Consider the following 24,985-nt stretch of genomic DNA (forward strand, 5'->3'; position numbering starts at 1 on the left):
CAAAAGACCCCACACGCGCACGCACACAGGATGATGATCGTCGGCACGGTTCCGGTGTGCCACGCCATCGCGTAATTTGTTTCACCGACGCTCAATCTGGAGGTAAGCCCCATGTCGCGGAACCCGGTCGTCATCGGCGTGGACAGCTCCACCCAGTCCACGAAGGCGGCCTTCACGGACGCCGCCACAGGCCGGCTGCTCGCCGTGGGCCGCGCGCCGCACCGGGTGACCGGTGAGGGCGGCGCCCGGGAGACGGACCCGGAGGTGTGGTGGAACGCGCTGCGCGAGGCGGTCGCCGCCGGTCTGAGGGAATCCGGGGTGGACGCCTCGGCCGTGACCGGCATAGCCGTCGCCGGGCAGCAGCACGGTCTGGTGGTGCTCGACCGCACCGGCCGGCCGCTGCGCCCCGCGCTGCTCTGGAACGACACCCGCTCCGCCCCGCAGGCGGCCGCGCTCACCGAGGCGCTGGGCGGCCCCGACGCCTGGACGGCGCGCACGGGCTCCGTACCGGTGGCCTCGATGACGGCCTCCAAGTGGCAGTGGCTGCGGGAGAACGACCCCGCCATCGCCGAGGCCACGGCGGCCATCCGGCTCCCCCACGACTTTCTCACCGAGCGGCTCTCGGGCACCGCGGCCACCGACGCCGGTGACGCCTCGGGCACCTGCTGGTACTCCACCGCCACCGGAGAGTACGACCCCGAGCTGCTGGCGCTCCTCGGCCTCGACGCCGATCTGCTGCCCGCCGTCGCCGCGACCGGCGCCGCGCGCGTCGGCTCGCTCACGGCGGGCTCCGCGGCGGAACTGGGACTGCCCGCGGGCATCGCCGTGGCCGCCGGCACCGGCGACAACATGAGCGCGGCCGTCGGGCTGGGCTTCGGCGGCGCCGGTCTGCTGGACCACCCGGTGCTGAGCCTCGGCACGTCGGGGACGGTCTTCGCCGCCACGCGCACCCGCCCCGTCTCCCCCGCGCTCGCCGGGTTCGCGGCGGCGGACGGTACGTATCTGCCGCTGGCCTGCACGCTCAACTGCACGCTCGCCGTGGACAAGGTGGCCTCGCTGCTCCGGCTCGACCGGGAGGACGCGCTGCCGGGCGGCGAAGCCGTACTGCTCCCCTATCTGGACGGCGAACGCACCCCCGATCTCCCCGCCGCCTCGGGCCTGCTGACCGGGCTGCGCCATGACACCACCCCGCAGCAACTGCTGGGCGCCGCCTACGAGGGCGCGGCCGTCACCGTACTGCGCGCGCTAAACGAGGTACTGCGCTCCTGCGGCCTCGACCCCGCGGCCCCGGAGGTGGCGAGCCGCCCGCTGCGCCTGGTCGGCGGCGGCGCGCAGGGCCGTATGTGGGTGGATACGGTCCGCCGGCTCTCAGGCCGCCGGGTGATCGTCCCGACGAGCGGCGAACTGGTCGCGCTGGGCGCCGCCGCGCTGGCCGCGGGCGCCGCGACGGGCGAGGACCCGGTGGCGATCGCGACCTCCTGGCGGACCGGCGACGGGCCCGAACTGCCCCCGGTGGAACGGGACATGGAGACCTGGGAGCGCGTGGGATCGGTCCTGGACAGGGCGGCGCCGAGCCTGCTGGGCTGAGCCGAGCCCGCTGAACCGAGCAGCCCGCCGCGGCAGCGGCACGCTGTCGCGGCGGTGCGTGCGATCGGCGGGCGGTGGATCGTCGCACCCGCCCCCACCGTGGCGTCAACCACGGGTTGACAGTGGTCGACTGTCAACCTAGGGTTGCCTCATGGTGGAACCGACTCAGACAAACAATTCCGTCCGCCTCGACGACCTCATCGAGGCGATCAAGAAGGTGCACGGTGACGCTCTCGATCAGCTCCAGAGCGCCGTCGTCGCCGCCGACCATCTCGGCGAAGTGGCCGATCACCTCATCGGTCACTTCGTCGACCAAGCCCGCCGCTCCGGTGCCTCATGGACCGAGATCGGCAAGTCCATGGGGGTCACGCGGCAGGCCGCCCAGAAGCGATTCGTGACGAAGGACGAGCCGGCGCCCGACGCGAACCAGGACTTCGGCAGGTTCACCCCACGGGCCAGGAACGTCGTCGTCGCGTCCCAGAACAAGGCCCGCGAAGGCCGTCACACACAAATCGGCACCGGGCATCTCGTGCTCGGCCTGCTCGACGACCCGGAAGGGCTGGCCGCACAGGTACTCGTCGCCCAGGGCGTACGGCTGGAGACGATCGCGGCCGCCGTGGCCGAGACGCTGCCGAAGCCCTCCGGCGAGCCCGTGCCCGACCTCGTGCCCTTCGACGCCCGGGCGAAGAAGGCCCTCGAACTCACCTTCCGCGAGGCACTGCGGCTGGGCCACAACTACATCGGCACGGAGCACCTGTTGCTGGCGCTGCTGGAGCAGGAGGACGGCAAGGGCGTACTCAGCGGGCTCGGCCTCGACAAAACAAGCACCGAGGAGCACGTGTCGGCCGCCCTGCGGGCGATCCGGGAGAAGCTCCAGGAATAGCAGTGGCGCACCGGCCCGCCCGTGCCCCGCGGGCGGGCCCGCACAGCGGCGACGCCACCCGTTCCCTCACCGGAATCGGTACGGGCGATCCCGTCGCCGGCCGCCGTCAGTCCGTCGTCAGGCCACCCGCCGCCCGCGCCAGGGCGTCGAGGAGCGGACGGATCAGCGGGTGCGCCTCCGCGCCCCTGCGTACGGCGGCGAAGACCCTGCGGGTCGCGGCCGGGCCCGCCACGGGGCGTACGACCGTACCCTTCAGCTCCATGCCGCGCAGCGCGGAGCGCGGGACCAGCGCCACTCCCGCGCCCGCGCCCGCGAGGGCCACGACCGCGCGGAAATCGTCGGAGGAGTGCGCCAGACGCGGCTCGAAACCCGCCAGCTCGCAGGCGAGCTGGATCACGTCATGGCAGGGGTTGCCGGGGTACGGGCCGATCCAGTCGCTGTCGGCCAGCTCGGCGAGCACGACCTCGGCACCGAGGCCGAGCGGATGCGCGGCGGGCAGGACGGCGTCGAACGGCTCCGCGTACAGCGGCACCCGCCACAGCCGCAGATCGTCCTCGCGCGGGGCGCCCCGGTACTCGACCGCGACCGCCAGATCCGCTTCTCCGTCGAGCACCATCGGCAGGCTCGCGTCACCCTCGGCGTCCCGTACGCGTACCCGTATGTCGGGGTGCGGTCCGGCGAGCAGTTGAAGGGCCGGGGCCAGTACTTCCGCGATGCCCGTGGCGAAGGCGGCGACCGTGACCTCGCCCGCCGTCCCGCCCGCGTACGCCGCGAGTTCCGCCTCGGCGCGCTCCAGCTGCGCGAGGACGGCGTGCGCGTGAGTGAGCAGGATCTCCCCGGCGGCGGTCAGCCGTACGCCCCGGCCGCTGCGGGTCAGCAGCGCGTGCCCGGTCTCGTGCTCCAGTGCGGCGAGCTGCTGGGAGACGGCGGAGGGCGTGAGATAGAGCGCGGCGGCCGCGGCGGTCACCGTACGGTGGTCCGCCACGGCCCGCAGGACACGCAGCCGTCGGGGGTCGATCACCCGGCCCATTTTGCCAGGTCTGCCCGGAAGTCCACCCCCACCGGCATCGGCCGCGCCACCGCCCTCAGCCCTCCCGCTTCATCGCCTCGCGCGCGTCGACGAACGCCGCGACGGCCCGCTCCACATCGTCCGTGGAGTGCGCGGCGGACAGCTGCACCCGGATCCGCGCCCGGCCCATGGGGACGACGGGGTACGAGAAGCCGATCACATAGACCCCGCGCTCCAGCAGCAGTTCGGCCATCCGGCCCGCCTCGGCGGCGTCGCCGATCATGACGGGAGCGATGGCGTGGTCACCGGGCAGGATCTCGAACCCAGCCGCCGTCATCTCCGCGCGGAAGAGCGCGGTGTTGGCGTTCAGCCGGTCCCGCAGCTCGCCCGCGCTCTCCAGTAGATCGAGGACCTTGATCGACGCGGCGGCGATGACCGGCGCGAGGGAGTTGGAGAAGAGATACGGGCGCGAGCGCTGGCGCAGGAGCGCGACGATCTCGGCGCGGGCCGCGACATAGCCGCCGGAGGCGCCGCCGAGCGCCTTGCCGAGCGTGCCGGTGATGATGTCGACCCGGTCCATGACGCCGTGCAGCTCGGGGGTGCCCCGGCCACCGGGGCCGACGAAACCGACGGCGTGCGAGTCGTCGACCATGACCATCGCGTCGTACCGGTCGGCGAGATCACAGATCTCGGCCAGCGGGGCGACGTACCCGTCCATCGAGAACACGCCGTCCGTGACGATCAGCCGGCGACGGGCGTCCTGGGACTCCTTGAGCCGGGTCTCCAGCTCGGTCAGGTCGCGGTTGGCGTACCGGAGACGGCGGGCCTTCGAGAGCCGGATGCCGTCGATGATGCTGGCGTGGTTGAGGGCGTCGGAGATGACGGCGTCCTCCGGGCCGAGGAGCGTCTCGAACACCCCTCCGTTGGCGTCGAAGCAGGAGGAGTAGAGGATCGTGTCCTCCTGGCCGAGGAACGCCGACAGCCGCTGCTCCAGCTCCTTGTGGATCTCCTGCGTGCCGCAGATGAAGCGTACGGACGCCATGCCGTAGCCCCAGCGGTCGAGCGCGTCCTTGGCGGCGGCGACGACCTCGGGGTGGTCGGCGAGTCCGAGGTAGTTGTTGGCGCAGAAGTTGAGGACATCACCGGGGGCGCCGCCCGTGGTGACGGCGACGGAGGCGCTCTGCGGGGTCGAGATCACGCGCTCGGGCTTGAAGAGACCCGCGTCGCGGATCTCGTCGAGGGTGGCGGAGAGGTCGTCCCGGACGGACGCGTACATGAAGGGCTCCTTCTTCTGGGGCTCGGTGCGCCAGGTCCTGTCCGACTGGACGTGACCTGGGGCCTTTCGTTTGGATCAGGCCGGATCAGGGAGCGAGGTCTGGTGCTGTGGATCGCAAGGCGGAGGAGGGAGCCCACGCGGAGCGCAGGCGACCGACGACAACGCGGCGAGGCATGGTGCCAGGGCTCGCGAGCCCGGCAAGATCCAAACGAGAGGCCCTGGGGGGCCGGTGGGGCGGTCAGGCGCTCCAGTTGAGAATGATCTTGCCGCTGCGCGCGGAGGACGCTTCGTCGAACGCCGCGTCGAAGTGCTCGTATCCGTAGCTGCCGGTGATGACGGGCGTGAGGTCGAGCCCGCCTTCGAGCAGGACCGTCATCGCGTACCAGGTCTCGAACATCTCGCGTCCGTAGATGCCCTTGACCGTGATCATCGAGGTGACGATCTTCGACCAGTCGACTGCGAACTCCTCGGCGGGCAGCCCGAGCATGGCGATCCGGCCGCCGTGCGTCATGTTGTCGACCATGTCGCGCATGGCCTCGGGACGTCCCGACATCTCCAGACCGACGTCGAAGCCCTCCTTGAGGCCGAGCTGCCGCTGTGCGTCGGCGATGCCGATGTCGGCGGGCGAGACGTCGAGGGCGAGGGTGGCACCGGCCTTGCGGGCGAGTTCGAGGCGGTGCGGGCTGACGTCGGTGATCACGACATTGCGCGCACCGGCGTGCCGGGCGACGGCCGCGGCCATGATGCCGATCGGGCCCGCGCCGGTGATCAGCACGTCCTCACCGACGAGAGGGAAGGAGAGCGCGGTGTGCACGGCGTTGCCGAACGGGTCGAAGATCGCGGCGACATCGAGATTCACCTCGGCGCGGTGGACCCAGACGTTCGCGGCGGGCAGGGAGACGTACTCCGCGAAGGCGCCGTCGCGGCCGACACCGAGCCCGACGGTGCTGCGGCACAGATGCCTGCGGCCGGCCAGGCAGTTGCGGCACTTGCCGCAGACGAGATGGCCCTCGCCGCTGACCAGATCACCGACGGAGACGTCCTGCACGGCGGCGCCGACGGCGGCCACCTCGCCGACGAACTCGTGGCCGAGGACGCGGGGTGTGGTGACGGCCTGCTGGGCCCAGCCGTCCCAGGACCGGATGTGCAGGTCGGTGCCGCAGATGCCGGTACGGAGCACCTTGATCAGTACGTCACCGTCCCCGTACTCCGGCTCGGGCACATCCATGAGCCACAGCCCCGGCTCGGCCTTCTGTTTGACAAGTGCCTTCATGGGCGCGGCTCCCGGGGGTGGTGGTGCGTAGTGCGCGGTGCATGGCGCTGAGCGGTGATCACTGTTCGGTGGTCGTGCACCAATCTGCCGAGCGGTGACCGTTCAGTCCATCGAGGATTTCTTAAGCGGCCCAACAGCGCAGCTTCACGCGCCGCGGCGCGCCGGGAAGACCGACCGGGTGGCGGGAGGGAAGGGAGCTGTCTGTCCGCGTACGCGGCTATCGGTACGTACAGTCCCCGCGGCGACGCGCGCACCGGCGTTCCCGGAGCTCCCGTCGCGACCGCAGGGGGTGCGGTCGCCAGGGCGGTCGCACGGCGAGCGTGCCGGGCGTCGAAGCACCCTGCGCGGGTACGCCCGTGCCGGGCCATCCGTCCGCGGCGGCCGACTCCACGGCGTGGCCACCGGGGTCGGGACGCGTCGGCGACACGGCCGCGGGGACGGCGGACCGCTGTCCGGGCACCTGCGCCGTGGGGGTCACCGTCATCGCCGCCGTCATCACGGGTGCGGTCACCGCCGTACGGGTCAGCAGCACCACGCCCCGAGCCGCGAGCACCGCGCCGACGAGCGCCGCCGTCACTCCCAGGGCGCCGCCCTGGAGGCGCTCCCCCAGCAGGCTCAGACCGATGACAGCCGCCACGAGCGGGTTGGCCAGGGTCAGGACCGCGAGCGGCGCTCCGAGTCCGCCGCGGTAGGCACGCTGCGACAGCAGCAGACCACCGGACGCGAAGGCCGCGACCACCAGTGCCACGGCCGCCACCTGCCAGATCGGCAGCCCGTCCGCGTCGCGCGCGGTGGCGGCGACCGTCACTGTCTGAGTGAGGGCCGAGGCGACGCCCGAGGTGATGCCGGAGGCCGCCGCGTGCCGGAGCCCGGACCCGGCACCCGGCCGGGTCAGCAGCGCGACCAGCGCCATCGCCACGCCCGCGACGCCGAGCGCCTGCGGCAGGCTGAGCGTCTCGTCGGCGGAGCTTCCGGCCGCCGCGAGCAGGATGGCCGCGAGGCCGACCAGCGTGAAGGCCGTGCCACGCCACTCGCCCCGGCTGACCTGCCGCCCGGCACGACGGGCCCCCAGTGGTACGGCCGCGACGAGGGTGAGCGCGCCCAGCGGCTGGACGACCGTGAGCGGTCCGTAGGTCAGCGCCACGACATGCAGCAGCGCGCCGGTCGCGTTCAGTCCGACCGACCACCACCAGGCGCCGCGGGTCAGCAGAGTGAACAGCCCGGTGTCCGGTGCCGTACGGGCCGCCAGCCGCTCCTGCGCCACCGCGGCGGAGGCGTACGCGACGGCCGAGACCAGCGACAGCGCCACGGCCACGGCCGTCGCCCCGTTCATCGGACGGCCCCTGAGGTGACGGGAGCGACAGGTGCCCCCGGCGGGACCCGTGCGGCGGCGGAGCGTGCGACCAGCAGGCCGCGCCGCGGGTAGCGGGGACGTGGCGCCCTGATGACCGTCAGCGCGCCCGTGAGCAGGGCGACGGCCACGAGGGCGTCGAGCCAGTAGTGGTTGGCGGTGCCTATGACCACGAGCAGCGTCAGCAGCGGATGGAGCAGCCAGAGCCACCGCCACCGTGACCGCGTGGCGGCGATGAGGCCCACGGCCACCATCAGGGCCCAGCCGACATGCAGCGACGGCATCGCCGCGAACTGGTTCGCCAGCGCGTCGGTGTCCGGGCTCTCGCCGTACACCGTCGGCCCGTACACCTGGCCGGTGTCCACCAGGCCGGACGCCGCGAGCAGCCGCGGCGGCGCGAGGGGCATCAGCAGATGCAGCACGAGCGCGGCCCCGGTCAGTACGGACAGGGCGCGCCTGGCCCACAGGTAGTGGCCGGGGCGGCGCCAGTAGAGCCAGCCGAGGAAGAGCACCGTCGCCGAGAAGTGCACGGTCGCGTAGTACGTGTTCGCCAGGTGGACCAGCGTGCCGCTGTCCAGCAGCACGCCCTGTACGGAGCCCTCACCCGGCAGATGGAGGGCGCGCTCCCAGTCCCAGACCCGGTCGGCGTTCCGGAATGCCTCGCCGGTCCGGCCGGTGGCGGCCAGCCTGCCGAATTTGTAGACGAGGAAGAGTCCGGCGACGAGCAACAGCTCACGTACGAGGGGCGGTCGGGCGGAAGCTTCCGGCTTCCGTGCGGCGGGCCCGGTGCGGGTGCGTATCACCCGACCCCCTTACCTGGACAACACGGCGCGGCAGAACGTCGTGGCAGTGCGGCGGCGCGGTCCTGAACCGCGCCCTATCGATACGCCAGTGTACCGATACGGATTCGTATCGGTACACTGGCGTATCGGTACACTGACGTATCGCCGCCGGAGCCGTATCGGAACCGAGTGGCAGAGACGGGGAGAGACGATGACGCCGCAGCGCCGCTCCAAGATCACGCCGGAACGGGAGCTGGAACTCTACGAAGCCGCCCTGGAGCTGCTCAGAGAGAGCGGGTACGAGGCGCTGACCATGGAGGGTGTGGCCGCTCGTTCCCGCTGCGGCAAGTCCACGCTCTACCGTCAGTGGGGCACGAAACCGCAACTGGTCGCGGCGGCGCTGCGTGGCACCCGCTGCGTCAAGCTCATGGACGTCGACACGGGCACCCTCGCCGGAGACCTGCGGGCGGCGGCCCGTGCGGCGGTGGAGGGCGCGGGGCGCGACACCGCGCTGATGCACGCGCTCAGCCACGCGGCCTTCCAGAATCCGGAGCTGTTGCGCGCCCTGCGCGAGAACCTCATCGAACCGGAGTTCGCGGCGATCAACACCATGGTCGAACGCGCCGTGGCCCGCGGCGAGATCGCGGCCGACAACCCCGCGGCCGAGTTCGTGGCCACCCAGCTGATGGGCGTCATGCGCGCCCGGCCGATGGTGGAGGGCCGGCAGGCCGACGAGGCATATCTCCACCGCTTCCTGGATGCCGCGGTCTTCCCCGCACTCGGCCTGCGCGCCACCTCGCGAGTCATCTCGCACACCTGACCGGTGGGCCGTCGTCCGAGCGGATGACGACGACTCACCGGCGCCGCACCGTGGGGACGGGAGCGGCGCACTCCATGCCTGCGGGCCCCTTCCCCGGAGGGGGCCCACAGGCATGCCGGGGCCTGCGCGGCGACAGGTCACGCGACCACCCGGGCCCTTGGAGGGATGGGAGAACGGGGAGATGCGTGCGGAGGCCGGTCTCGTACAGGTCTCGTACATTCGTCTCCGTAGATCATCGCTCAATGACGTAGTGATAACGATCAGAATGGCGACGGCATCCGGGAGGAGCCGTATACGAGCCGTGACGAACGCCTTCGGCCGACGGCGGGTGCCGGGGGTTCGGGGAGGGCCGGGGGGCGGGGGTGGGGTGGTATGAACCACGGGCGCACGGCGCGCGTGTGGCCCTTGTTCGGGGGCTGCGTGGCTTGAGCGCGGTCGCTTCGGCTCTCGACCCGTACGGATCGCGTCAGTTCACAATCAGTCAATTTCAGCCAGCGGCACGCCAGTTGCGCAGTTGTTGACGATCCGACTTGGGCAGATACGCTCCACCCGAACGGCATCGCCCCTTGTCCGCACACGTATTGCGCCCTTGCCGCATCAGGAGGCCGATCATGACCTGTGTCTCGGAACAGCGCTTGGTCCAACAGCTTCCGGCTGTGCCGTTCTACTGCCCCGTACCGCCCGCCAGACATCCCTCGGTCGAGGCCCTCAACGACCAGACCGTGCGATGGATGCTCCAACAGCGCCTCGACAGCGACGAGCATCAACTCAAACGTCTGGCCGTCTGCGACTTCGGCGGCCTCACCGCCTCGACCATGCCGTACGGAGCGCTCGAACCGCTCACGCTGATGGCCAAATTCCACGCCGTGCTCTTCTCGCTCGACGACAGCGTGTGCGACGAGTCCGAAGCCACGGCCGATCTGCTGGCCCAGGAGACCGCGCGCATGATGCGCGCCGTGGAGGCACCGACCGCGCGGGCGCTCGGCGACTCACCGCACACCGCCGCGCTGCGCAGGCTGCGGCTGGAACTGGAGCAGTACGCGTCGCCGCGTCAGGTGCGCCGTTTGACGGAGGCCATGCGCGTCTACACCTCGGGGCTGGTGTGGGAGGCGTCCTGGCGCCGTGCCCCGGAACTTCCCTCGCTCGACGACTACGTCACGCTCTGGATGCGCGCCATCGGGATGGCGCCCTCCACCGCGATGATCGAGGTAGTCGGCGGTTTCTCCGTGGCGGACGAGGACATGCAGGACGCGCGGGTACGCGCGCTCACGGAGATCACCTGGACGCTGGTCAGCTGGGACAACGATCTCTACTCCCGCAACAAGGAGTTGCTGCGGGCCGACGACAATCTGAATCTGATCGACGTCCTCTGTCAGGAGCAGCACTGCGACCCGCGTCGCGCACTCGTACGCGTCGTGGCGATGCGGGACCGCGTGATGGTGCTGTTCGACCGGCTGGCCCAACAGGTGCTCAAGGAGGCGGACGACAGCCTGCGCCGCTATGTGCAGGGGCTCGGCCAGTTCGTCCGGGGGCATCTCGACTGGGCGTCGATCTGCCCCCGCTACTCCGTGCCGTCGGGTCCGCGGGCGACCCCGGGCGGGTGGTGGAAGCAGCAGCCGGCCGACACCAGCCTGGAGCCGCTGCCGATCCCCACGATCTCCTGGTGGTGGGACCAGCTCGCCCCGGCGCGCTGACCGGCCGACGCGCTGACCGGCCGGCCCCGCCGCTGCCCCGTCGCTGCCCCGCCGCTGCCCCGTCCGTTGCTCCGTCCGTTGCTCCGTCCGTTGCTCCGTCAGTGGCCGCGCCACCAGCGCGCCACCGCCCGCCAGGCCCGCTTCGGGGCGCTCACCGCGCGCTGTTCCTGGCGCTGCTCCGGGCGCTGTTCCGGGATCATCCCCGTTGCCTCCGGGACCGCCCCCGCCCCGTCGGTCCCGGCCTCCGAAGGGGACGGGACCGCGGCCTCGGCCGGTGGCCGCACCGCGTCGGGGCGCGGCGAATCCACCTGCCACCGCGGTCGTGGTACGGCGGCCGACGCGCTCGGTGGCCCGGTGACGTCCTGCGGCGGACGCGGTGCGAAGGTCACCGGAAGCTCCAGCAGCTGACGGGACATCAGAGCGCCCGCGTACCGCAGTTCATGCTCCTCCACGGCGAGTTGGATGTCGGGCAGTCGCAGCAGCAGCGCGTCGATCCCGGTGTCGGCGATCGCCCGCCCGATGTCCTGGCCCGGACACTCGTGCGGGCCGCCGCTGAAGGCGAGATGGGCCCGGTTGCCCCGCATGGACGCGTTGAGATCGGGCCGTACCACCGGGTCCACATTGGCCGCGGCGATCCCGACCACCAGCGCGTCCCCCGCCCTGATGCGCTGCCCGCCGAGTTCGGTGTCACCGACCGCCCAGCGGCCGAAGATCGTGGTGAAGGGCGGCTCGTCCCAGAGCGTCTGCTCGACCGCCTCCGGCAGGGTCATATGGCCACCGCTCAGCTGCGCCCGGAAGCGCGGATCGGTGAGGACCATGCGCAGCACATTGGCGATGAGGTTCGCGGTGGTCTCGTACGCCGCGATGAGCACCAGCCGCAGATGCTGGCCGACCTCTTCGTCGGTGAGTCCGGCCCGGTGTTCGGTGAGCCAGGTCGCGAAATCCTCCTCGGGCGCGATACGGCGGCGCTTCACCAGCCTGGTCAGTGTGGCCATCACATACGCGTTGCTCTCGTTGGCGGTCGCGGTGCCCTTGATCATGTCGCGCGCGGCCTGCACGAGGCGTTCGCTGTACTCCTCAGGCATCCCGAGGATCTGCGTCATCACCATCATCGGCAGATGCTCGGCGAACCTGCTGACCAGATCCGCCCTGCCGTCCCGGCAGAACTCGTTGACCAGCCGGTTGCTGTAGCGGTTGATATAGCGCCGGACGCCCCGGTGGTCGATGCGCGCGATCGAGTCGGTGACCGCGCCGCGCAGCCGCTCATGGTCCGCTCCGTCGGCGAAGACGCAGATGGGCTGCCAGGTGAAGACCGGCGCGAGGGGATGGTCGGGGGGCGCGCTACCGTCGTGCAGCGCGCGCCAGCGCCGGGAGTCCCGGGAGAACTGCGACGGCGTGCGCGTCATATGCAGATTGTCGCCGTGCCCGAGGACGAGCCAGGCGGGTACGTCGCCGTGGAGCAGCACGGGCGCGACGGAGCCGTGTTCGGCGCGCAGCTTCTCGTACAGACCCATGGGGTCGTTCTCGGCCTCGGGTCCGTACAGCCGCCGCAGCCCACGGGCGGCGAGACCGTCCAGTGTCGGCCCTATGGAGTCCTGGCCGCTCCGGCCGGGGGAGTTCAGCTCGTCGGCGGTCATGCCATGGGCCGGGCAGCCGGGGGGCGGCGCCATGGGGCCGTCCGGCCCGGGTCGGTGGGAATAAGGGGTGGTCACGGTCGCTCCAGGGATCAGGCCGGAAGGTGTACGTGCACAGGTACAAGTACGGGTACCGGTACGGGTACGGGGATGGCGTGTGGCGCTCGGTGCGCGGAAAACCGCGCGCGTCCGGTCGGCCGGCCGGCCACAAGGCCGGGGTCATGGGGCCGGTCATGAGGCCGCCGCAGGGGCCGCTCAGGCGGACGGCAGCGCCAGCGAGTGCAGGTAGTGCATCAGCGTCAGCAGCACATCGCGGCTCGACGCCCGCAGCCGCGCGTCGCAGTCGACCAGCGGGACCTCGTCGGGCAGGTCCAGGGCCGTCCGCAGCGCCTCGACGGGGTGGTGCGGCGCGTCCGGGAAGGTGTTGACCGCGACGACGAACGGTACGCCGCGCTCCTCCAGACGTCCGATCACATCGAAGCTGACTTCGAGGCGGCGGGTGTCGACGAGTACCACGGCTCCCAGGGCGCCTTCGAAGAGGCCGTTCCACAGGAACCAGAAGCGCTCCTGGCCGGGGGTGCCGAAGAGATAGAGGACCAGCTGTTCGGTGATGCTGATCCGGCCGAAGTCCATGGCGACGGTGGTGGCGGTCTTGGTCTCCACACCGGAGTTGTCGTCCACCCCCACCCCGGCCTGGGTCATGGTCTCTTCGGTGGTGAGCGGACGGATCTCGCTGACCGAGCCCACCATCGTCGTCTTGCCGACCCCGAATCCGCCCACGATCACGATCTTCACCGCGGAGGTGGCCGTGGTGGGCAGGACGTCCTCGCTCCTGGGACCCGTGATCGTGTCAGAGTTTCTGAAGTCCATGCATCACCGCTTCGAGAAGGGACCGGTCGGGAAGCGCGGCGCGGACGATGGGCGCGCGCGATTCGACCAGCTCGGTCGCGAGGAGTTCGGTCAGCAGCGCGGTCACCACGCTGAAGGGGAGGCTGAGATAGGCGGAGATCTCGGCCACGGACAGCGGTGCCCGGCAGAGCCGCAGAATCGCGGCCTGTTCCGGCTGCACCGTCGGCGAGGGTTCGTCGCGGGCCACGATCATGGTGACCAGATCGAGCGGCGCCCGTTCGGCGCCGTCGGGGCCGCCGGTGATCACGTACAGCCGTTCCGGGTCCCCCACATCCGCCTCGGGGCGCCGGCGTTCTCGTCGGGGAGGCGTGGTCATCCGGTCTGCCCGTCATGGCGCGGCGGACTCGTCAGATGCGCTCCGATACGGACCACCATGTCCCGCATCCGGGCCCCCACCAGCCCCGCGTCCACCGTCTCGTCGGCGAGGACCGCGAGATACGCGCCCGCTCCGGCCTCCATCAGATAGAAGAAGCCGCCCCCGATCTCGATGACGACAAGCCGCATCCGGCCGTCGCTGGAGGGGATTTCAGCGGCGACGGCCGCGGCCAGACTCTGCAGTCCGGCGCAGGCGGCGGCAAGCCGGTCGGCGACATCCGGGTCACCGCCGTGCCGGGCGATCCGGAGCCCGTCGGCGGAGAGCACCACGATCTGCTGGATCTGCGGCACTCCGTCGGCCAGCTCCTTGAGCATCCAGTCCATGTTCGCGCGCTGCTGGATCACTTCAGATCTCCCTTGCCCCACACATCGTCGGATTCGCCCTGGTCACCGGGGTGGCCCGGCGCCTCCCCCGCCCCGGCCGACGGCTCACCCGGAGTGCCGTTGACCGCCTTGGTGAACGCTTCGAGCCAGATGCCGGGACCGGGCTTCCTCTCCGGCGTACCGCCATCGCGCCGCGCGCCGTCCCGCGCGCCACCCGGGGCGCCGCCGCGCCCGCCGTTGTACCCGCCGCCGCCGTAACCGTTGCTCCTGCCGTTGGCCAGGCCATTACCTTGGGTGTGGCTGTCGCTCCGGCCGTCGGCCCGGCTGTCTTTCCTGCCGCCGTTCCCGCCGCCGTTCCCGCCGTCGCCTCGTGCGGCGGCCGGCGCGCGGCCGGTGTTCTGGAGGCCGAGGTTGTGGGAGCCGAGCGGGGCGCGGCCACGGCTGCGCCGCTGCGGCAGCCCGTTCTCCGTCCACTCCGTCACCACGGGAATGTCGTCTTCCACGGGGCCCGCCACCGGCAGCGACGGCTGTGGCCCGGTGGCCGGCCGCGGCACCCGGTCGGCGGGCCGCAGTACGTCCGTCGTGGGCAGTCCCGCACCACTGCCGCGGGGCAGCGCCGAGGCGCCGATGCCGTGGGCGATACCGGGCGCGGGACCGGTGGTGACGACATCGCGCGGCACGATGAGGACGGCCCGGACACCGCCGTACGCCGACTGCCGCAGCGAGACCTGCAGGTTGTACATCTGGCAGAGCCGGCCGACCACGGCCATACCGAGCCGGGGTGTCTCGCCCAGGTCATTGAGGTCGATACCGGCCTGGGCCTGCGCGAGCATGGTCTCGGCCCGTGCCCGTGCCTCCTCGCTGAGGCTGACGCCGCCGTCCTCGATCTCGATCGCGATCCCGGTCTGCACCTCGACCGCGGTGACATGGACGCGGGTCTGCGGCGGCGAGTAGCGGGTGGCGTTGTCGAGGAGTTCGGCGCACGCGTGGATGAGCGGTTCCACGGCCGTGCCGATGATGGCGACCTTGGCGATGGAGTGCAGATCGACGCGCTGGTACTCCAGGATCCGGGACATCGCGCCGCGCAACACGCTGAACAGCGGTACGGGCTTCGGCCATTGGCGTCCCGGACGGGCCTTGCCGAGTACCGCGACACTGTCCGCGAGCCGGCCGATCAGCGCGGTGCCGTGGTCGATGCGCAGCAGGTCGTCGAAGACCTCGGGGTTGTGGCCGTGTGCCTCTTCCATCTCCCGCAGTTCGCTGGCCTGCTGGTGCACGATGGACTGGACGCGGCGTGCGATGTTGACGAAGGAACGCTGCGCGGACTCGCGCATGGCTTCCTCGTCGTCCACGATCTGCAGGACGGAACGGAGCAAGGACCGCTGCGCGGTGGGCAGTTCGCGGTAGCGCTCGTCCCCGTCCACCACGGCGCGGATGACTTCCGCGGGCGATTCACCCTGGCGCAGCCGGTGGATCGTGGCCGGCATCAGCTCCTTGCCGAGCCGTACGGTCTCCTCGTCGTGCTGGGCGAGACGCCCTTCCAGCTGTGCGAGGCGGTACGCGTAGTGCTCGTGCAGCGTACTGACGGTCCTGGCGCGCCGGGACAGTTCTCCCGCACACCAGGCGACGACGATCGTCGCAACCGCGCCGTATACCACGAGCGGTATCCGGGCGGCGTCGGGAACAAGAGCCACCGCGACCGCTGTGGCCGCCACGATCAGGACGGCGGGAAGTACAAGCGCGCGGACGGCGGGGGATGCTTGATCACTCGGGGGTGCTTCAACACGAACCATGTAAGCCCTCTGGCGGTCGATTCAGATCAGATAATTCAAACGATCAAGGCACATAGGGAACAAGTGCCTGATTACGTATCAACTCGGCGCGCTCCGCGAGAGCTTAGCCCGATGAAATCGGCGCATCGGCATATTCACCCAACCTCGTGCGCGGGCAATGCCGTTAGGCATAGACTCGCGCGTTTGCACGCTGAGCTGCCACAAAAGCACGAACAGTAACGGCCCTGAGCCATGCCAATGGCCCTGATATCGGGCTTTTATTGGCTGATCATGCTCGTATGACAGGCTCGCCCGCACGAGGCCGGACCCGGTGCGGCTCCGCGCGCCGATCGAGGGATCGCCAACGATCTTCACTCTCCGGGGTGAAGGACATCCACGTGGCAACGCGGCCGCGCGCCGTCCGCCGAGTGGTTATCGTGGCGAGTCGGAACGGGCGACGGCAACAACGTGGAACGGGGAGGACGGACGGTGGGCGAGGGGCGGGCCGACTGGATCCGGGTGCCGGTGGGGGCCGACTCGGCGCGGTGGGCGACCCGGGGGCGCTGCAAGCTCGTGCTGTTCGTCGTGCACAACGTGACCTCGGCGACCCGGCTGCTGGATGTCCTGCCGCTGTTCCGCGACGATCTGCGGGTGCAACTGCTCGCCACGTGGACCGGTTCGTCGCCGTTCCGGGCCGGGGTGGCCGAGCTGCTCGCGGAGACCGGCGTACCGGTACTGCCGTGGGAGCAGGCGCTCGAACTTCCGGTGGATCTGACGATATCGGCCAGCTTCGGTGGTCAACTTCACGCGTTTTCAGAGAAGTTGACCGTTCTCTCGCATGGCGTTGGCTACAATAAGAGGCTCGCAACACCGGACACCGGACACCGGACACCGGACACCGGACGCCCTTCGCCCGAGGCGGAGAGCGGTACGCCCGGCGCCCGGCAACCGCCCGTCTTCGGACTCTCCCCGGACTGGCTGCTCGTCGACGGCTCCCCCGTCGCCGACGCGCTGGTCCTCTCCCACCCCGAACAGCTGGAGCGGCTGCGCGCCGCGTGCCCGGAGGCGGTGCCCACCGCCGTACTCGCCGGGGACCCGTGTTTCGACCGCGTACTGGCGGCCCTCCCCTATCGCGAGCGCTTCCGCCGGGCCCTCGATGTACGGCCGGGACAGCGGCTCGTCCTGCTGAACTCGACCTGGAACCCGGACTCCCTCTTCGGGGACGGCGGCGAGGACATACTGCCGTCGCTGCTGCCGCGGCTCACCGCCGAACTGCCCGCCGACGAGTACCGGCCGGTGGCCGTACTGCACCCCAATATCTGGCACGGTCACGGGCCCGGCCAGATCCGCGTCTGGCTGGACCGGGCCCGGCGGGGCGGGCTGGCGCTGGTGGATCCGCTGGAGGGATGGCGCCAGGCGCTCATCGCGGCCGATGTGGTCATCGGGGACGCCGGCTCGGTCAGCTACTACGCTGCGGCTCTCGGCACCCCCGTACTGATGGGCGCGGCATCGCCGGACGGACTCGACGCCCGGTCGCCGGTGGCCGCGTTCGTACGGCAGGCTCCCCGGCTCTCGCCGTACGCCCCGTTGCGGGCCCAGCTGGACGCGCTGCTCGATGGAGCGGAACGACGTCGGCCGGGGCCGCTCCCCGGCCCCGCCGAACTGGTCTCCTCGGCTCCGGGTGAGGCGGCGACGCTGCTGCGCCGCCACTTCTACCGGGTCATCGGAATCCCCGAGCCGCAGGAGCCCGCTCTGCTGGACCCGCTGCCGCTCCCCCCGTACGAGCGGGTGACGCGGACGGCCCCCATGCGGGTGGTGACCCGGCTGCTGGGGACCGGTGAGATCGAGGTGAGCCGGTACGCGGACCCCCGGTCGGAGCCGACGGGTGACGGGGACGCGCATACGGCCGTGCACGAGGACACCCTGGACCCGGACAGACGCGCGCTCGCCGATGTGATCTTCCGGTACGGCGCGGTGGACGATCCCCGGTACGGCAGCCCGGAGGAGTGGACGGCGGAGGTACTGGCCCGCCACCCCTACTGTGCGCTGGCGGCACTGGTCACCGGTCCCGGCAGCTGTACGGTCCGCACGCGGACCGGCACACTGCTGCGGCTCTCCGGCGCGCCCGCCGCCGCCGACCCCGCCGCGTATGTCTCCGCTCTGTACGCCTGGCTGGCCGCGGGCAAGGCGTGGGAGGAGCTGGCGGCGGGCGGGATGACCGTACACACCGGCAGGAGCGGCCCGCACCATGTGTCGGTCGGTCCGGTCGGTCCGGTCGGTCCAGGGACTCAGGCCCGTCCGGTCGGTCCGGAGGGCCCGAACGTTCCCCTCACTCCCCCGAACTGAGGCAGCGCTCGCGCAGTGTCCGCAGATGCGCGAGATGGTAGGCGGCCTTCTCGGCGTCGAGCGCGGCTGCCGCCTCATCGATCAGCGGCAGCGCGCGGTGCGGGTCCCCCTCGGCGAGACAGGTCTCGGCGAGGTCGGTGAGCGTCCTCGCGGTGTTGTACGACTCCCCGGCGACGTCGCGGAAGAACACCAGCGCCGCGGCCAGCCGCTCATGGGCCTCGGCGTAGCGGCCGAGACCGCGCAGGGCCCGGCCCCGATGCCGGTCCAACAGGGCACGGGCGCGGGGCAGATCACACTCGCCCTCGTCCCCGGCACCGATGCCGTCGAGGATCGCCGCCGCCTCGTCGAAGCGGTCGTACGCTTCCTGGAAGCGCCACTGCCGCAGCCGCAGCAGACCCAGCGACTCCACACAGGAGGCGTGTCCGCGCAGATGCCCGGACTGCTCCTCGGCCCGTGCGGCGGCGGCCAGTTCGGGCTCGGCCTCCTCGTACCGCCGTAGCTCCATCAGGTCCAGCGCCAGCAGCAGATGCGTCCGCCCGGCCATCGGGGATCCGGGGTCATGGGCATCGGCGACGCGCGCGCCCGCCCGCAGCGCGGGGAGCAGCTCGTCGTGGTATCCCGCCTTCAGCTGGAGCGGCCAGAGGGCCTGGCACAGCTGGTAGACGGCTTCCGGCCGGCCGAACTCCTCGGCCGCGTAGACCGCTTGGACCAGATTGCCCAGCTCGGCCACCAGCGCGGAGAGCGCCTCGCCCTCGTTGGGATACAGGCTTGGGCCCCCAGCCAGCTCCTCGTAGAGCGGGCCGATGCCCCAGCCTCCCGGCAGGGCGCCGAGCCTGGCCCGTACGGCGAAGCGCAGATACCAGTCCACCGTTCGCTGCACGGCCGCCGAGTACGCCGGGATGCCGTCCACGCGGACGGCGGTCTCCTCGGCATGGCCGCGGACCACGGGACGGTAGCGGTAGCGGCCGGTGTCCACGGACTCCAGCAACCCGCGGTCGACGAGTTCGCCGAGGATACGGGCTGCTTCGGCCTCCGGCAGGGAGACGGTGGCCGCGACAGCGGCCGGGCCGAACGCGGGCCACTCGCGCAGTGACATCAGCCGGTAGACCTTGGCCGCGGCGGGCTCCAGCTCGCGGTACAAGTCCTCGACCGCGGTACGGACGGGGTCGCTGTCGGACACGTCGGGCGCCTCCTCCTGCCGGTTCGGGCCGGGGTCCGTACCGGACAGCGGATACGGCTCGGCCAGCTGTGACGCCGCCGCCCGCAGCGCGTACGGCGAACCACCGCACCGCTCCAGCACGCGCGGCAGTACGGCGCGGGCGGCCGCCACCGTCTCCCGGTCGGTGAGGTCGGTGAGCAGCCGGCGCGCGTCCTTGTCGGAGAGCGGCCCGACGGGGATCCGCAGCGCGTCCAGACCGCGCAGCGGCCTCGGCGCGACCACTACCGTGAACACCTCCGGCGCGGCCGTCAGCAAGGGCCGGACCTGCGCCGCCGACTGGGCGTGGTCCAGCACGACGAGCAGGCGCCGGCTCGCGAGGGCGCGCCGGAACCACTCACGCCGGTCCGCCGCGTCCGGCGGGATCTCGTCCCGCGCCATCCCCAGCTGGACGAGCAGGCTCCGCAGGACCGTGGACGCGTCCAGCGCGGTGCTCGCGGAGGCGCCGCGCAGATCGGCGTACAGCTGTCCGCCCGGGAAGAGGCGCTCCGCTTCCCGGCACCCCCAGTGGATGGCGAGGGCGCTGGTGCCGATGCCTTCGGGTCCATGGATCAGTGCGACGCGTGGCCGTCCGTCCGCCGGGCGCGAGGCCTCGCGCTCCAGGAGCCTCATCGGTTCCTGACGGTCCGTGAAGAACCGTATGGAGGCGGGCAGCGCCGGCACGGCGTGGGCCGTCCCCGGACCGGGAGCGGTACGGGCGAACGCCTCCCAGGCGCGGGCGAGCGCGGGATCGCTCCCTACCGCCTCGTGGATCAGCTCGGCCACGGCCGTCAGCTCGGCCGGGCCCGTGGGCGCCGTCACCTCCCGGCCGACGATGCGCCGCACCAGGCCACCGGCCGACTCCCAGGCCCACTTCCCGGCCTCATTGGCCATTCCCGCGCCCACGGCGCTCAGCACCGCGGCGATCGCCGCCAGCGACATGGGCTCCAGCATGCCCACTCCCCCATTCCCCGTTCTCCGATCCCCGGTCCGGATCCCCGGGCCCGTCCCCGGCCCGATCACCCGAGCCCGGTCCCGCTCCCCGGCGAAGCGCCGGCGGAGGCCGCGCGCCACGTTCCGGATCAACCGTAATAGCGATCACGGCGCTACGGGTGCGGTTGGCGACTACTCGCAACCCCTGTTGCCGAAGGGGACGTTCGGGGAAGGGGCGGCCGGTCGGCCGGATGTCACGGGAGGGGCGTCGGACGCCCTGGGGCCGAGCGCTTCCGGAGGGGGTTCCGGGGGCGCTTCCACCGGGAAAATCGGGCGATATCAGGCGGTTGCCGCCGTACGCGCTGATACTGACTCCATGACCCGACACGGAGAGCTGGGCACAGCCCTGCACCGCTGGCGTGACCGGATCACACCGGGTGAAGCCGGTCTGCCCGCGGGCGAGCCCGGCCGCGCGGCCGGGCTGCGGCATGAGGAGCTGGCCCAGCTGACCGGTCTGTCCGTGGACTATCTCGTCCGGTTGGAAGAGGGGCGGGCGACCTCCCCGTCCGTCCAGGTCCTCACCTCGCTGGCCCGTGCCCTGCGGCTCTCCGACGACGAGCGCAGACATCTCTTCCTGCTCGCCGGGCAGTCACCGCCCGCCCTCGGACGGGTCTCGGACCACATCCCGCCGAGTGTGCGGCGGCTGCTCGGACGGCTCCCGGGGACCCCGCTCGGGGTCCATGACGCGGCCTGGAACCTGATCACCTGGAATCCGCTCTGGGCCGCGCTGCTCGGGGACCCGGCGGCGGTCCCGGGGCGGGGGCGCAACGCCGCGTGGCTGCACTTCACGGGTCAGCCCAGCCGGATCAGCCACACCGTGGAGCAGGAGGCGCGGTTCGAGGCGGCTCTCGTCGCCGATCTCCGGTCCGCGACGGTCCACTACCCCACCGATGTACGGCTGCGCTTCCTCATCGGGGAGCTGCGGCGGGTCAGCAGCCGGTTCGCGGTGCTGTGGAACTCCCGTATCACCGACTCCCACGACACCGGCATCAGGACCATCCATCACCCGGATGTCGGACCGGTGATCGTGGACTGCGACACCCTCACCGTTCCGGGCTGCGATCTCCGTATCGCCGCGTACTCCGCCGCCCCGGGCACGGACGCCGCCGACAAGCTCAGGCTCCTCGACGTGATCGGCACGGAGATGACCGGGATGGTCGAGCCGACGGACATGGGCGAGTTGGCGCGGGGGTCCGCCCCTGCCGCCCCCGCCACGGCCACGGCCACGGCCCCGGCCACGAACTCCGTTCTCGACACTCCCGGCCACGAACCCGGTCACGATCCCGATCCCGGATCCGGCCCCGGCGCCGGATCCGGGTCTGATTCCAGCCTCGCCGCCGCGCCGGAGCCGGCCGACCGATGAGGACGAACAAGGTCTGCACCGGCGCCAGCATGTCGTTGGACGGCTATATCACGGGCCCGGAGGAGACGGGCTTCGACAAGCTGTTCAGGTGGTACAGCAACGGTTCGGTGCGCGTGCCGACCGCCCGTGACGACCTCACCTTCACCATGTCCCCGGTGAGCGTGGAGGCGTGGCGTGGCACGGTCCGGCGCACCGGCGCGCTGGTCGTCGGCCGGCGGCTCTTCGATCTCACCTCGGGCTGGGAGGGAAATCACCCGATCGGGTGCCCGGTGGTCGTGCTCACGCACCACGTGCCGGAGGACTGGCCGTACGAGGACGCGCCCTTCACCTTCGTCACGGACGGCATCGAGAGCGCCGTGGAACGGGCCAGGGAACTCGCGGGGCCCGGCAGGACCGTCGCCGTCAACGGCGGCACGATCGCACGGCAGTGCCTGGACGCGCGGCTGCTCGACGAGGTGTGGATCGATCTCGTACCGGTGCTGCTCGGCGCCGGGACGCCGTTCTTCGATCGGCTGAAGAACGTCCCGGTGGAGCTGGAGGGGCCGCTGTCGATGGCCCAGGGCATCGACGTCACCCATTTGCGCTATCGGGTCCGCTATCCATGACGGATGCGCGCCGGCCGAAACCTGGAAGAGCCGGCCGGACAGTGATACATCCGTTCGGCCCACGTAACGGGCGCGGGGCGCGGTCCGTTCCTACCGTGGCGGAATGATCAACAGATCCGTGACGCGCTCCGCGCTCTCCGGCACGGTGGCTCTCGCCGCCACCGGCCTGCTGGTCCTTCTGCCGTCGTCCCCGCCGGCTGCCGCGGACTCCCGCAGCGATCCGGCCGTACGGGCTCCGGGCCTGCCCCGTGTCCCCGTGGTCGCCGGCTTCCCCGGCGTCCATGGCTCAGCCGGATCTCCCGGAGCTTCCGGATCTCCCCGATCCTCCGGATCTCCCGGATCTCATGGATCCCCTCGATCCGTCTCCGCCGCGCACGGACCGGCCGCCGGCGCGCACGGACCCGCGAGCGCGCCGGGAGCCGATATCGACCGCGCTCTGCTGTACCGGCCGGGTACGCATGCGCGGCCCAAGCCCGGCGCCCCCGCTCCGCCGGAGCTGTCGGCGGTGTCCTGGCTGGTCGCGGACGCCGGTACGGGCGAGGTCCTCGCCGCGCGCGACGCGCACCTCAAACTGCCCCCGGCCTCCACCCTGAAGACGCTCTTCGCCATCACCGCGCTGCCGCGTCTGGCCGAACACTCAAAGCACAAGGTCAGCGAGGAGGAGCTGGACGACATCGGCCCCGGCAGCAGCACGGTGGGAATCGTCGGCGGCGAATCGTACGAAGTGGCCGATCTGTGGCGGGGCGTGTTCCTCAGCTCCGGCAACGACGCGGTGCGCGCCCTCTCCGAGATGAACGGCGGCTGGGACTCGACGGTCGCTCAGATGCGGAAGAAGGCCAAGCTGCTGGGCGCGCTCGACACCCATGTCGTGTCCCCCGACGGCTATGACGCGCCCGGTCAGGTGTCGTCGGCGTACGACCTGTCCGTCTTCGCCCGTGCGGGCCTGTCGTCGCCGGAGTTCGTACGGTACAGCTCGACCGTGGACGCCGAGTTCCCCGGCTACGGCGGCACCTTCGGCATCGTCAACACCAACCGGCTGCTGAGCGGTGAGGACGGGGTCGAGCCCTATCCGGGGCTGATCGGCGTCAAGAACGGCTACACCTCCGAGGCCGGCTACACCCTGATCGCGGCGGCCAAGCGCGGGGGCCGCACGGTGCTGGTGACGGTGATGAACCCGCAGTGGGGCGGCGTCCACGCGGTGTACGAGGAGGCCAGGGAGCTGCTGGACTGGGGCTTCACCGCCGGGAAGCGGGTCGTTCCGGTGGGCACGCTCAAGCCGCCTCCGCCCCCCGTGCCGCCGATGCCGCCGACCCCGCCGAAGCCAGCGGGTCCGGGGTCGAGCCCGATGGCGAAGGTGGCGGGGGCGGCGCCGGGGGCCCGGTCGGTGACCGTCGCGCGGGCGCAGGACGACGGTTCCGGGTCCGGCTATCTGGTGCCCGCGGCCTTCGTGGGCTCGGCCTGTCTCGCGGCCGTCGGACTCTTCGTCGTACGGCACGTACGGCGCTCGGGCAGGCGGCGGCCGAAGGAGGAAGAGATCATCCACTGAGCACGGTGCCGGGCGGGGTGCCGCCCCCTGTCGGGGGGCCTACCAGTGAGCGGGGCGCGCGAGCGACGGCGGGAGTCTGGTCGCCGCGTCCCCCTTCGCGGCGTTGACCTGGGTCTGGACGAGGAAGATGCTGCCGGTCAGATCGGCGCCCCGCAGATCCGCGTCCCTCAGGTCGGCCCCGATCAGATCGGCCAGGCGCAGATCCGCCCCCCGCAGATCGGCGGCGATCAGATACGCCCCGCGCAGATCGGCGCCGCGCAGATCCGCGCCCTTGAGCTTCGCGCCGAAGAGGTCGGCTCCCCTGCGGCTCTTCCGCTTGCCCCGGAACGGGGCCCGTACCAGCTCGCTCGTGCGCAGCAGCAGGGTGTTGACGGCCGCGCGCCGCTCCGCCACGTCCAGTTCGAGCAGGGCCTCGGGGGCGCTCCGGGTGAGGCGCTCGGTCTCGTCCAGGGCGCGGCGGATCGCACCGTGGAGCGTACGGGCGGGCTCAAGCGCCAGGGCCTCGTCGAGATACCACAGCAGTTCCTGGAGCTGCCGCATCATGGGAAGCGCGGCGAACATCCGCTCCGCGCTCTCCGGGGCCTGCCGCCAGTCCCGTCCGCCGAAGGTGAGCTGGGAGACCTTCTGACCCGCGCCGAAGCAGTCGTAGACCGTGCACCCCTGGAAGCCCCGCTCCCTCAGGGTGCTGTGGACGCCACAGCGGAAGTCCGTCCGCAGATGGCGGCAGGGCTCTCCGGCGGCCTTGTCGACCGGGAAGTCCGCCGAGACCGAGAAGGTCAGCGCGACACAGCAGAGTCCGAAGCAGTTCGCGCAGTCGGCCCGCAGATCAAGGCCGGAGGGCCCGGGGCCGGGGGACCCGGGGCTGTGAGCGCCCTCGCGGTGGGAGGGATTTGAGGGGTCGGGCTGATCTGACAAGGGTTCCGGTCTCCTGTGCCTGCTGGGCGGCGGTCGCCCGACGGAGCGTACCTTCCGGCGCCGACGCAGCATGTGCAACGGGGGGTTGACGGTCCCCTGTCATCGGTCTAGGGCCTCTCGTTTGGATCAGGCCGGATCAGGGAGCGGGGGCTGGTGCCGTGGATCGCAAGCGGAGCGCGGCTACCCGTACAGCCGGTCCGTCCGGAGACCAGGGACGCGGCGCTCCTCGATCTGGTCTCCGGCGAACGGCTGGAGACCGTGGAGATCGGTCCGTACGGCGTACGGGTGCTGGACCGCGCCCGCACGCAACGCCCTGACGGGCTGACGGGCTGA

At 71.7% G+C, this 24,985-nt stretch carries 21 protein-coding genes; 9 read left to right on the plus strand and 12 right to left on the minus strand.

Annotated features, from left to right (window positions below; translation table 11 throughout):
• Positions 1–111 precede the first annotated feature (111 nt).
• Together xylB and ACIRQP_RS25295 are read left to right on the plus strand one after the other, a co-directional pair.
• Complete coding sequence (gene xylB, locus ACIRQP_RS25290) at positions 112–1,587, plus strand: xylulokinase (RefSeq protein ID WP_403893410.1); 1,476 nt, start codon at positions 112–114, stop codon at positions 1,585–1,587.
• Positions 1,588–1,738: 151 nt separating this feature from the next.
• Positions 1,739–2,470, plus strand: a complete 732-nt coding sequence (locus ACIRQP_RS25295) for a Clp protease N-terminal domain-containing protein (RefSeq protein ID WP_403893411.1) — start codon at positions 1,739–1,741, stop codon at positions 2,468–2,470.
• Positions 2,471–2,576: 106 nt separating this feature from the next.
• Here ACIRQP_RS25295 and ACIRQP_RS25300 read toward each other — a convergent pair whose 3' ends face one another.
• The 5 genes from ACIRQP_RS25300 to ACIRQP_RS25320 form a co-directional block, all read right to left on the minus strand.
• Complete coding sequence (locus ACIRQP_RS25300) at positions 2,577–3,491, minus strand: LysR family transcriptional regulator (protein ID WP_403893412.1); 915 nt, start codon at positions 3,489–3,491, stop codon at positions 2,577–2,579.
• Between the two features lie 64 nt (positions 3,492–3,555).
• Positions 3,556–4,755 carry a glycine C-acetyltransferase gene (locus ACIRQP_RS25305; protein ID WP_403893413.1) on the minus strand — a complete coding sequence of 400 codons (1,200 nt, stop codon included), beginning with the start codon at positions 4,753–4,755 and terminating at the stop codon, positions 3,556–3,558.
• 238 nt (positions 4,756–4,993) lie between these two features.
• Positions 4,994–6,028 (minus strand): L-threonine 3-dehydrogenase, encoded by a 1,035-nt coding sequence (gene tdh, locus ACIRQP_RS25310; RefSeq protein WP_403893414.1) that lies wholly within the window; start codon positions 6,026–6,028, stop codon positions 4,994–4,996.
• Positions 6,029–6,245: 217 nt separating this feature from the next.
• Complete coding sequence (locus tag ACIRQP_RS25315; RefSeq protein WP_403893415.1) at positions 6,246–7,361, minus strand: hypothetical protein; 1,116 nt, start codon at positions 7,359–7,361, stop codon at positions 6,246–6,248.
• Complete coding sequence (locus ACIRQP_RS25320) at positions 7,358–8,182, minus strand: phosphatase PAP2 family protein (protein ID WP_403893416.1); 825 nt, start codon at positions 8,180–8,182, stop codon at positions 7,358–7,360. The genes ACIRQP_RS25315 and ACIRQP_RS25320 overlap by 4 nt, the downstream gene beginning before the upstream one ends.
• A gap of 190 nt (positions 8,183–8,372) precedes the next feature.
• Here ACIRQP_RS25320 and ACIRQP_RS25325 point away from each other — a divergent pair, with 190 nt between their 5' ends.
• Together ACIRQP_RS25325 and ACIRQP_RS25330 are read left to right on the plus strand one after the other, a co-directional pair.
• The gene (locus ACIRQP_RS25325) at positions 8,373–8,981 is read left to right on the plus strand and encodes a TetR/AcrR family transcriptional regulator (RefSeq protein ID WP_403893417.1); all 609 of its coding nucleotides are present in this window, start codon (positions 8,373–8,375) and stop codon (positions 8,979–8,981) included.
• A gap of 611 nt (positions 8,982–9,592) precedes the next feature.
• The gene (locus ACIRQP_RS25330; protein ID WP_403893418.1) at positions 9,593–10,675 is read left to right on the plus strand and encodes a hypothetical protein; all 1,083 of its coding nucleotides are present in this window, start codon (positions 9,593–9,595) and stop codon (positions 10,673–10,675) included.
• 98 nt (positions 10,676–10,773) lie between these two features.
• Here the strand turns inward: ACIRQP_RS25330 and ACIRQP_RS25335 are convergent, their stop codons facing one another.
• The 5 genes from ACIRQP_RS25335 to ACIRQP_RS25355 all read right to left on the minus strand — a co-directional run bounded on the left by ACIRQP_RS25335 (position 10,774) and on the right by ACIRQP_RS25355 (position 15,710).
• A complete protein-coding gene (locus ACIRQP_RS25335) occupies positions 10,774–12,387 on the minus strand; it encodes a cytochrome P450 (protein ID WP_403893419.1) in 1,614 nt (537 codons plus the stop codon).
• Between the two features lie 177 nt (positions 12,388–12,564).
• Positions 12,565–13,179, minus strand: coding sequence for a GTP-binding protein (locus ACIRQP_RS25340; protein WP_403893420.1), 615 nt, complete (start codon positions 13,177–13,179; stop codon positions 12,565–12,567).
• Positions 13,160–13,534: a DUF742 domain-containing protein gene (locus tag ACIRQP_RS25345; RefSeq protein WP_403893421.1), complete on the minus strand. Its 375-nt coding sequence runs from the start codon at positions 13,532–13,534 to the stop codon at positions 13,160–13,162. The genes ACIRQP_RS25340 and ACIRQP_RS25345 overlap by 20 nt, the downstream gene beginning before the upstream one ends.
• Positions 13,531–13,938 carry a roadblock/LC7 domain-containing protein gene (locus ACIRQP_RS25350; protein WP_403893422.1) on the minus strand — a complete coding sequence of 136 codons (408 nt, stop codon included), beginning with the start codon at positions 13,936–13,938 and terminating at the stop codon, positions 13,531–13,533. Before ACIRQP_RS25350 ends, ACIRQP_RS25345 begins: the two co-directional genes overlap by 4 nt.
• Positions 13,935–15,710, minus strand: coding sequence for a sensor histidine kinase (locus tag ACIRQP_RS25355; protein WP_403893423.1), 1,776 nt, complete (start codon positions 15,708–15,710; stop codon positions 13,935–13,937). Before ACIRQP_RS25355 ends, ACIRQP_RS25350 begins: the two co-directional genes overlap by 4 nt.
• A 468-nt stretch (positions 15,711–16,178) precedes the next feature.
• On the opposite strand from ACIRQP_RS25355, the gene ACIRQP_RS25360 reads away from it, so the two are divergent.
• Complete coding sequence (locus ACIRQP_RS25360; protein WP_403893424.1) at positions 16,179–18,035, plus strand: hypothetical protein; 1,857 nt, start codon at positions 16,179–16,181, stop codon at positions 18,033–18,035.
• Here ACIRQP_RS25360 and ACIRQP_RS25365 read toward each other — a convergent pair.
• Positions 18,019–20,184, minus strand: coding sequence for a tetratricopeptide repeat protein (locus ACIRQP_RS25365; RefSeq protein ID WP_403893425.1), 2,166 nt, complete (start codon positions 20,182–20,184; stop codon positions 18,019–18,021). The two genes, ACIRQP_RS25360 and ACIRQP_RS25365, sit on opposite strands and share 17 nt — an antisense overlap.
• A gap of 355 nt (positions 20,185–20,539) precedes the next feature.
• Here ACIRQP_RS25365 and ACIRQP_RS25370 point away from each other — a divergent pair, with 355 nt between their 5' ends.
• From ACIRQP_RS25370 to ACIRQP_RS25380, 3 genes are all read left to right on the plus strand, one after another.
• Entirely contained in the window at positions 20,540–21,586 is a 1,047-nt protein-coding gene (locus ACIRQP_RS25370; RefSeq protein ID WP_403893426.1) for a helix-turn-helix transcriptional regulator, read from the plus strand.
• Entirely contained in the window at positions 21,583–22,191 is a 609-nt protein-coding gene (locus ACIRQP_RS25375; protein ID WP_403893427.1) for a dihydrofolate reductase family protein, read from the plus strand. Before ACIRQP_RS25370 ends, ACIRQP_RS25375 begins: the two co-directional genes overlap by 4 nt.
• A gap of 103 nt (positions 22,192–22,294) precedes the next feature.
• Positions 22,295–23,737, plus strand: coding sequence for a D-alanyl-D-alanine carboxypeptidase family protein (locus ACIRQP_RS25380; protein WP_403893428.1), 1,443 nt, complete (start codon positions 22,295–22,297; stop codon positions 23,735–23,737).
• Positions 23,738–23,776: 39 nt separating this feature from the next.
• Here ACIRQP_RS25380 and ACIRQP_RS25385 read toward each other — a convergent pair whose 3' ends face one another.
• Entirely contained in the window at positions 23,777–24,652 is an 876-nt protein-coding gene (locus ACIRQP_RS25385) for a pentapeptide repeat-containing protein (RefSeq protein ID WP_403893429.1), read from the minus strand.
• Between the two features lie 153 nt (positions 24,653–24,805).
• Here ACIRQP_RS25385 and ACIRQP_RS25390 point away from each other — a divergent pair, with 153 nt between their 5' ends.
• Complete coding sequence (locus ACIRQP_RS25390) at positions 24,806–24,985, plus strand: hypothetical protein (protein WP_403893430.1); 180 nt, start codon at positions 24,806–24,808, stop codon at positions 24,983–24,985.

Origin of the sequence: Streptomyces sp. NPDC102274 (assembly GCF_044766385.1) — a bacterium.
Lineage (GTDB): Bacteria > Actinomycetota > Actinomycetes > Streptomycetales > Streptomycetaceae > Streptomyces.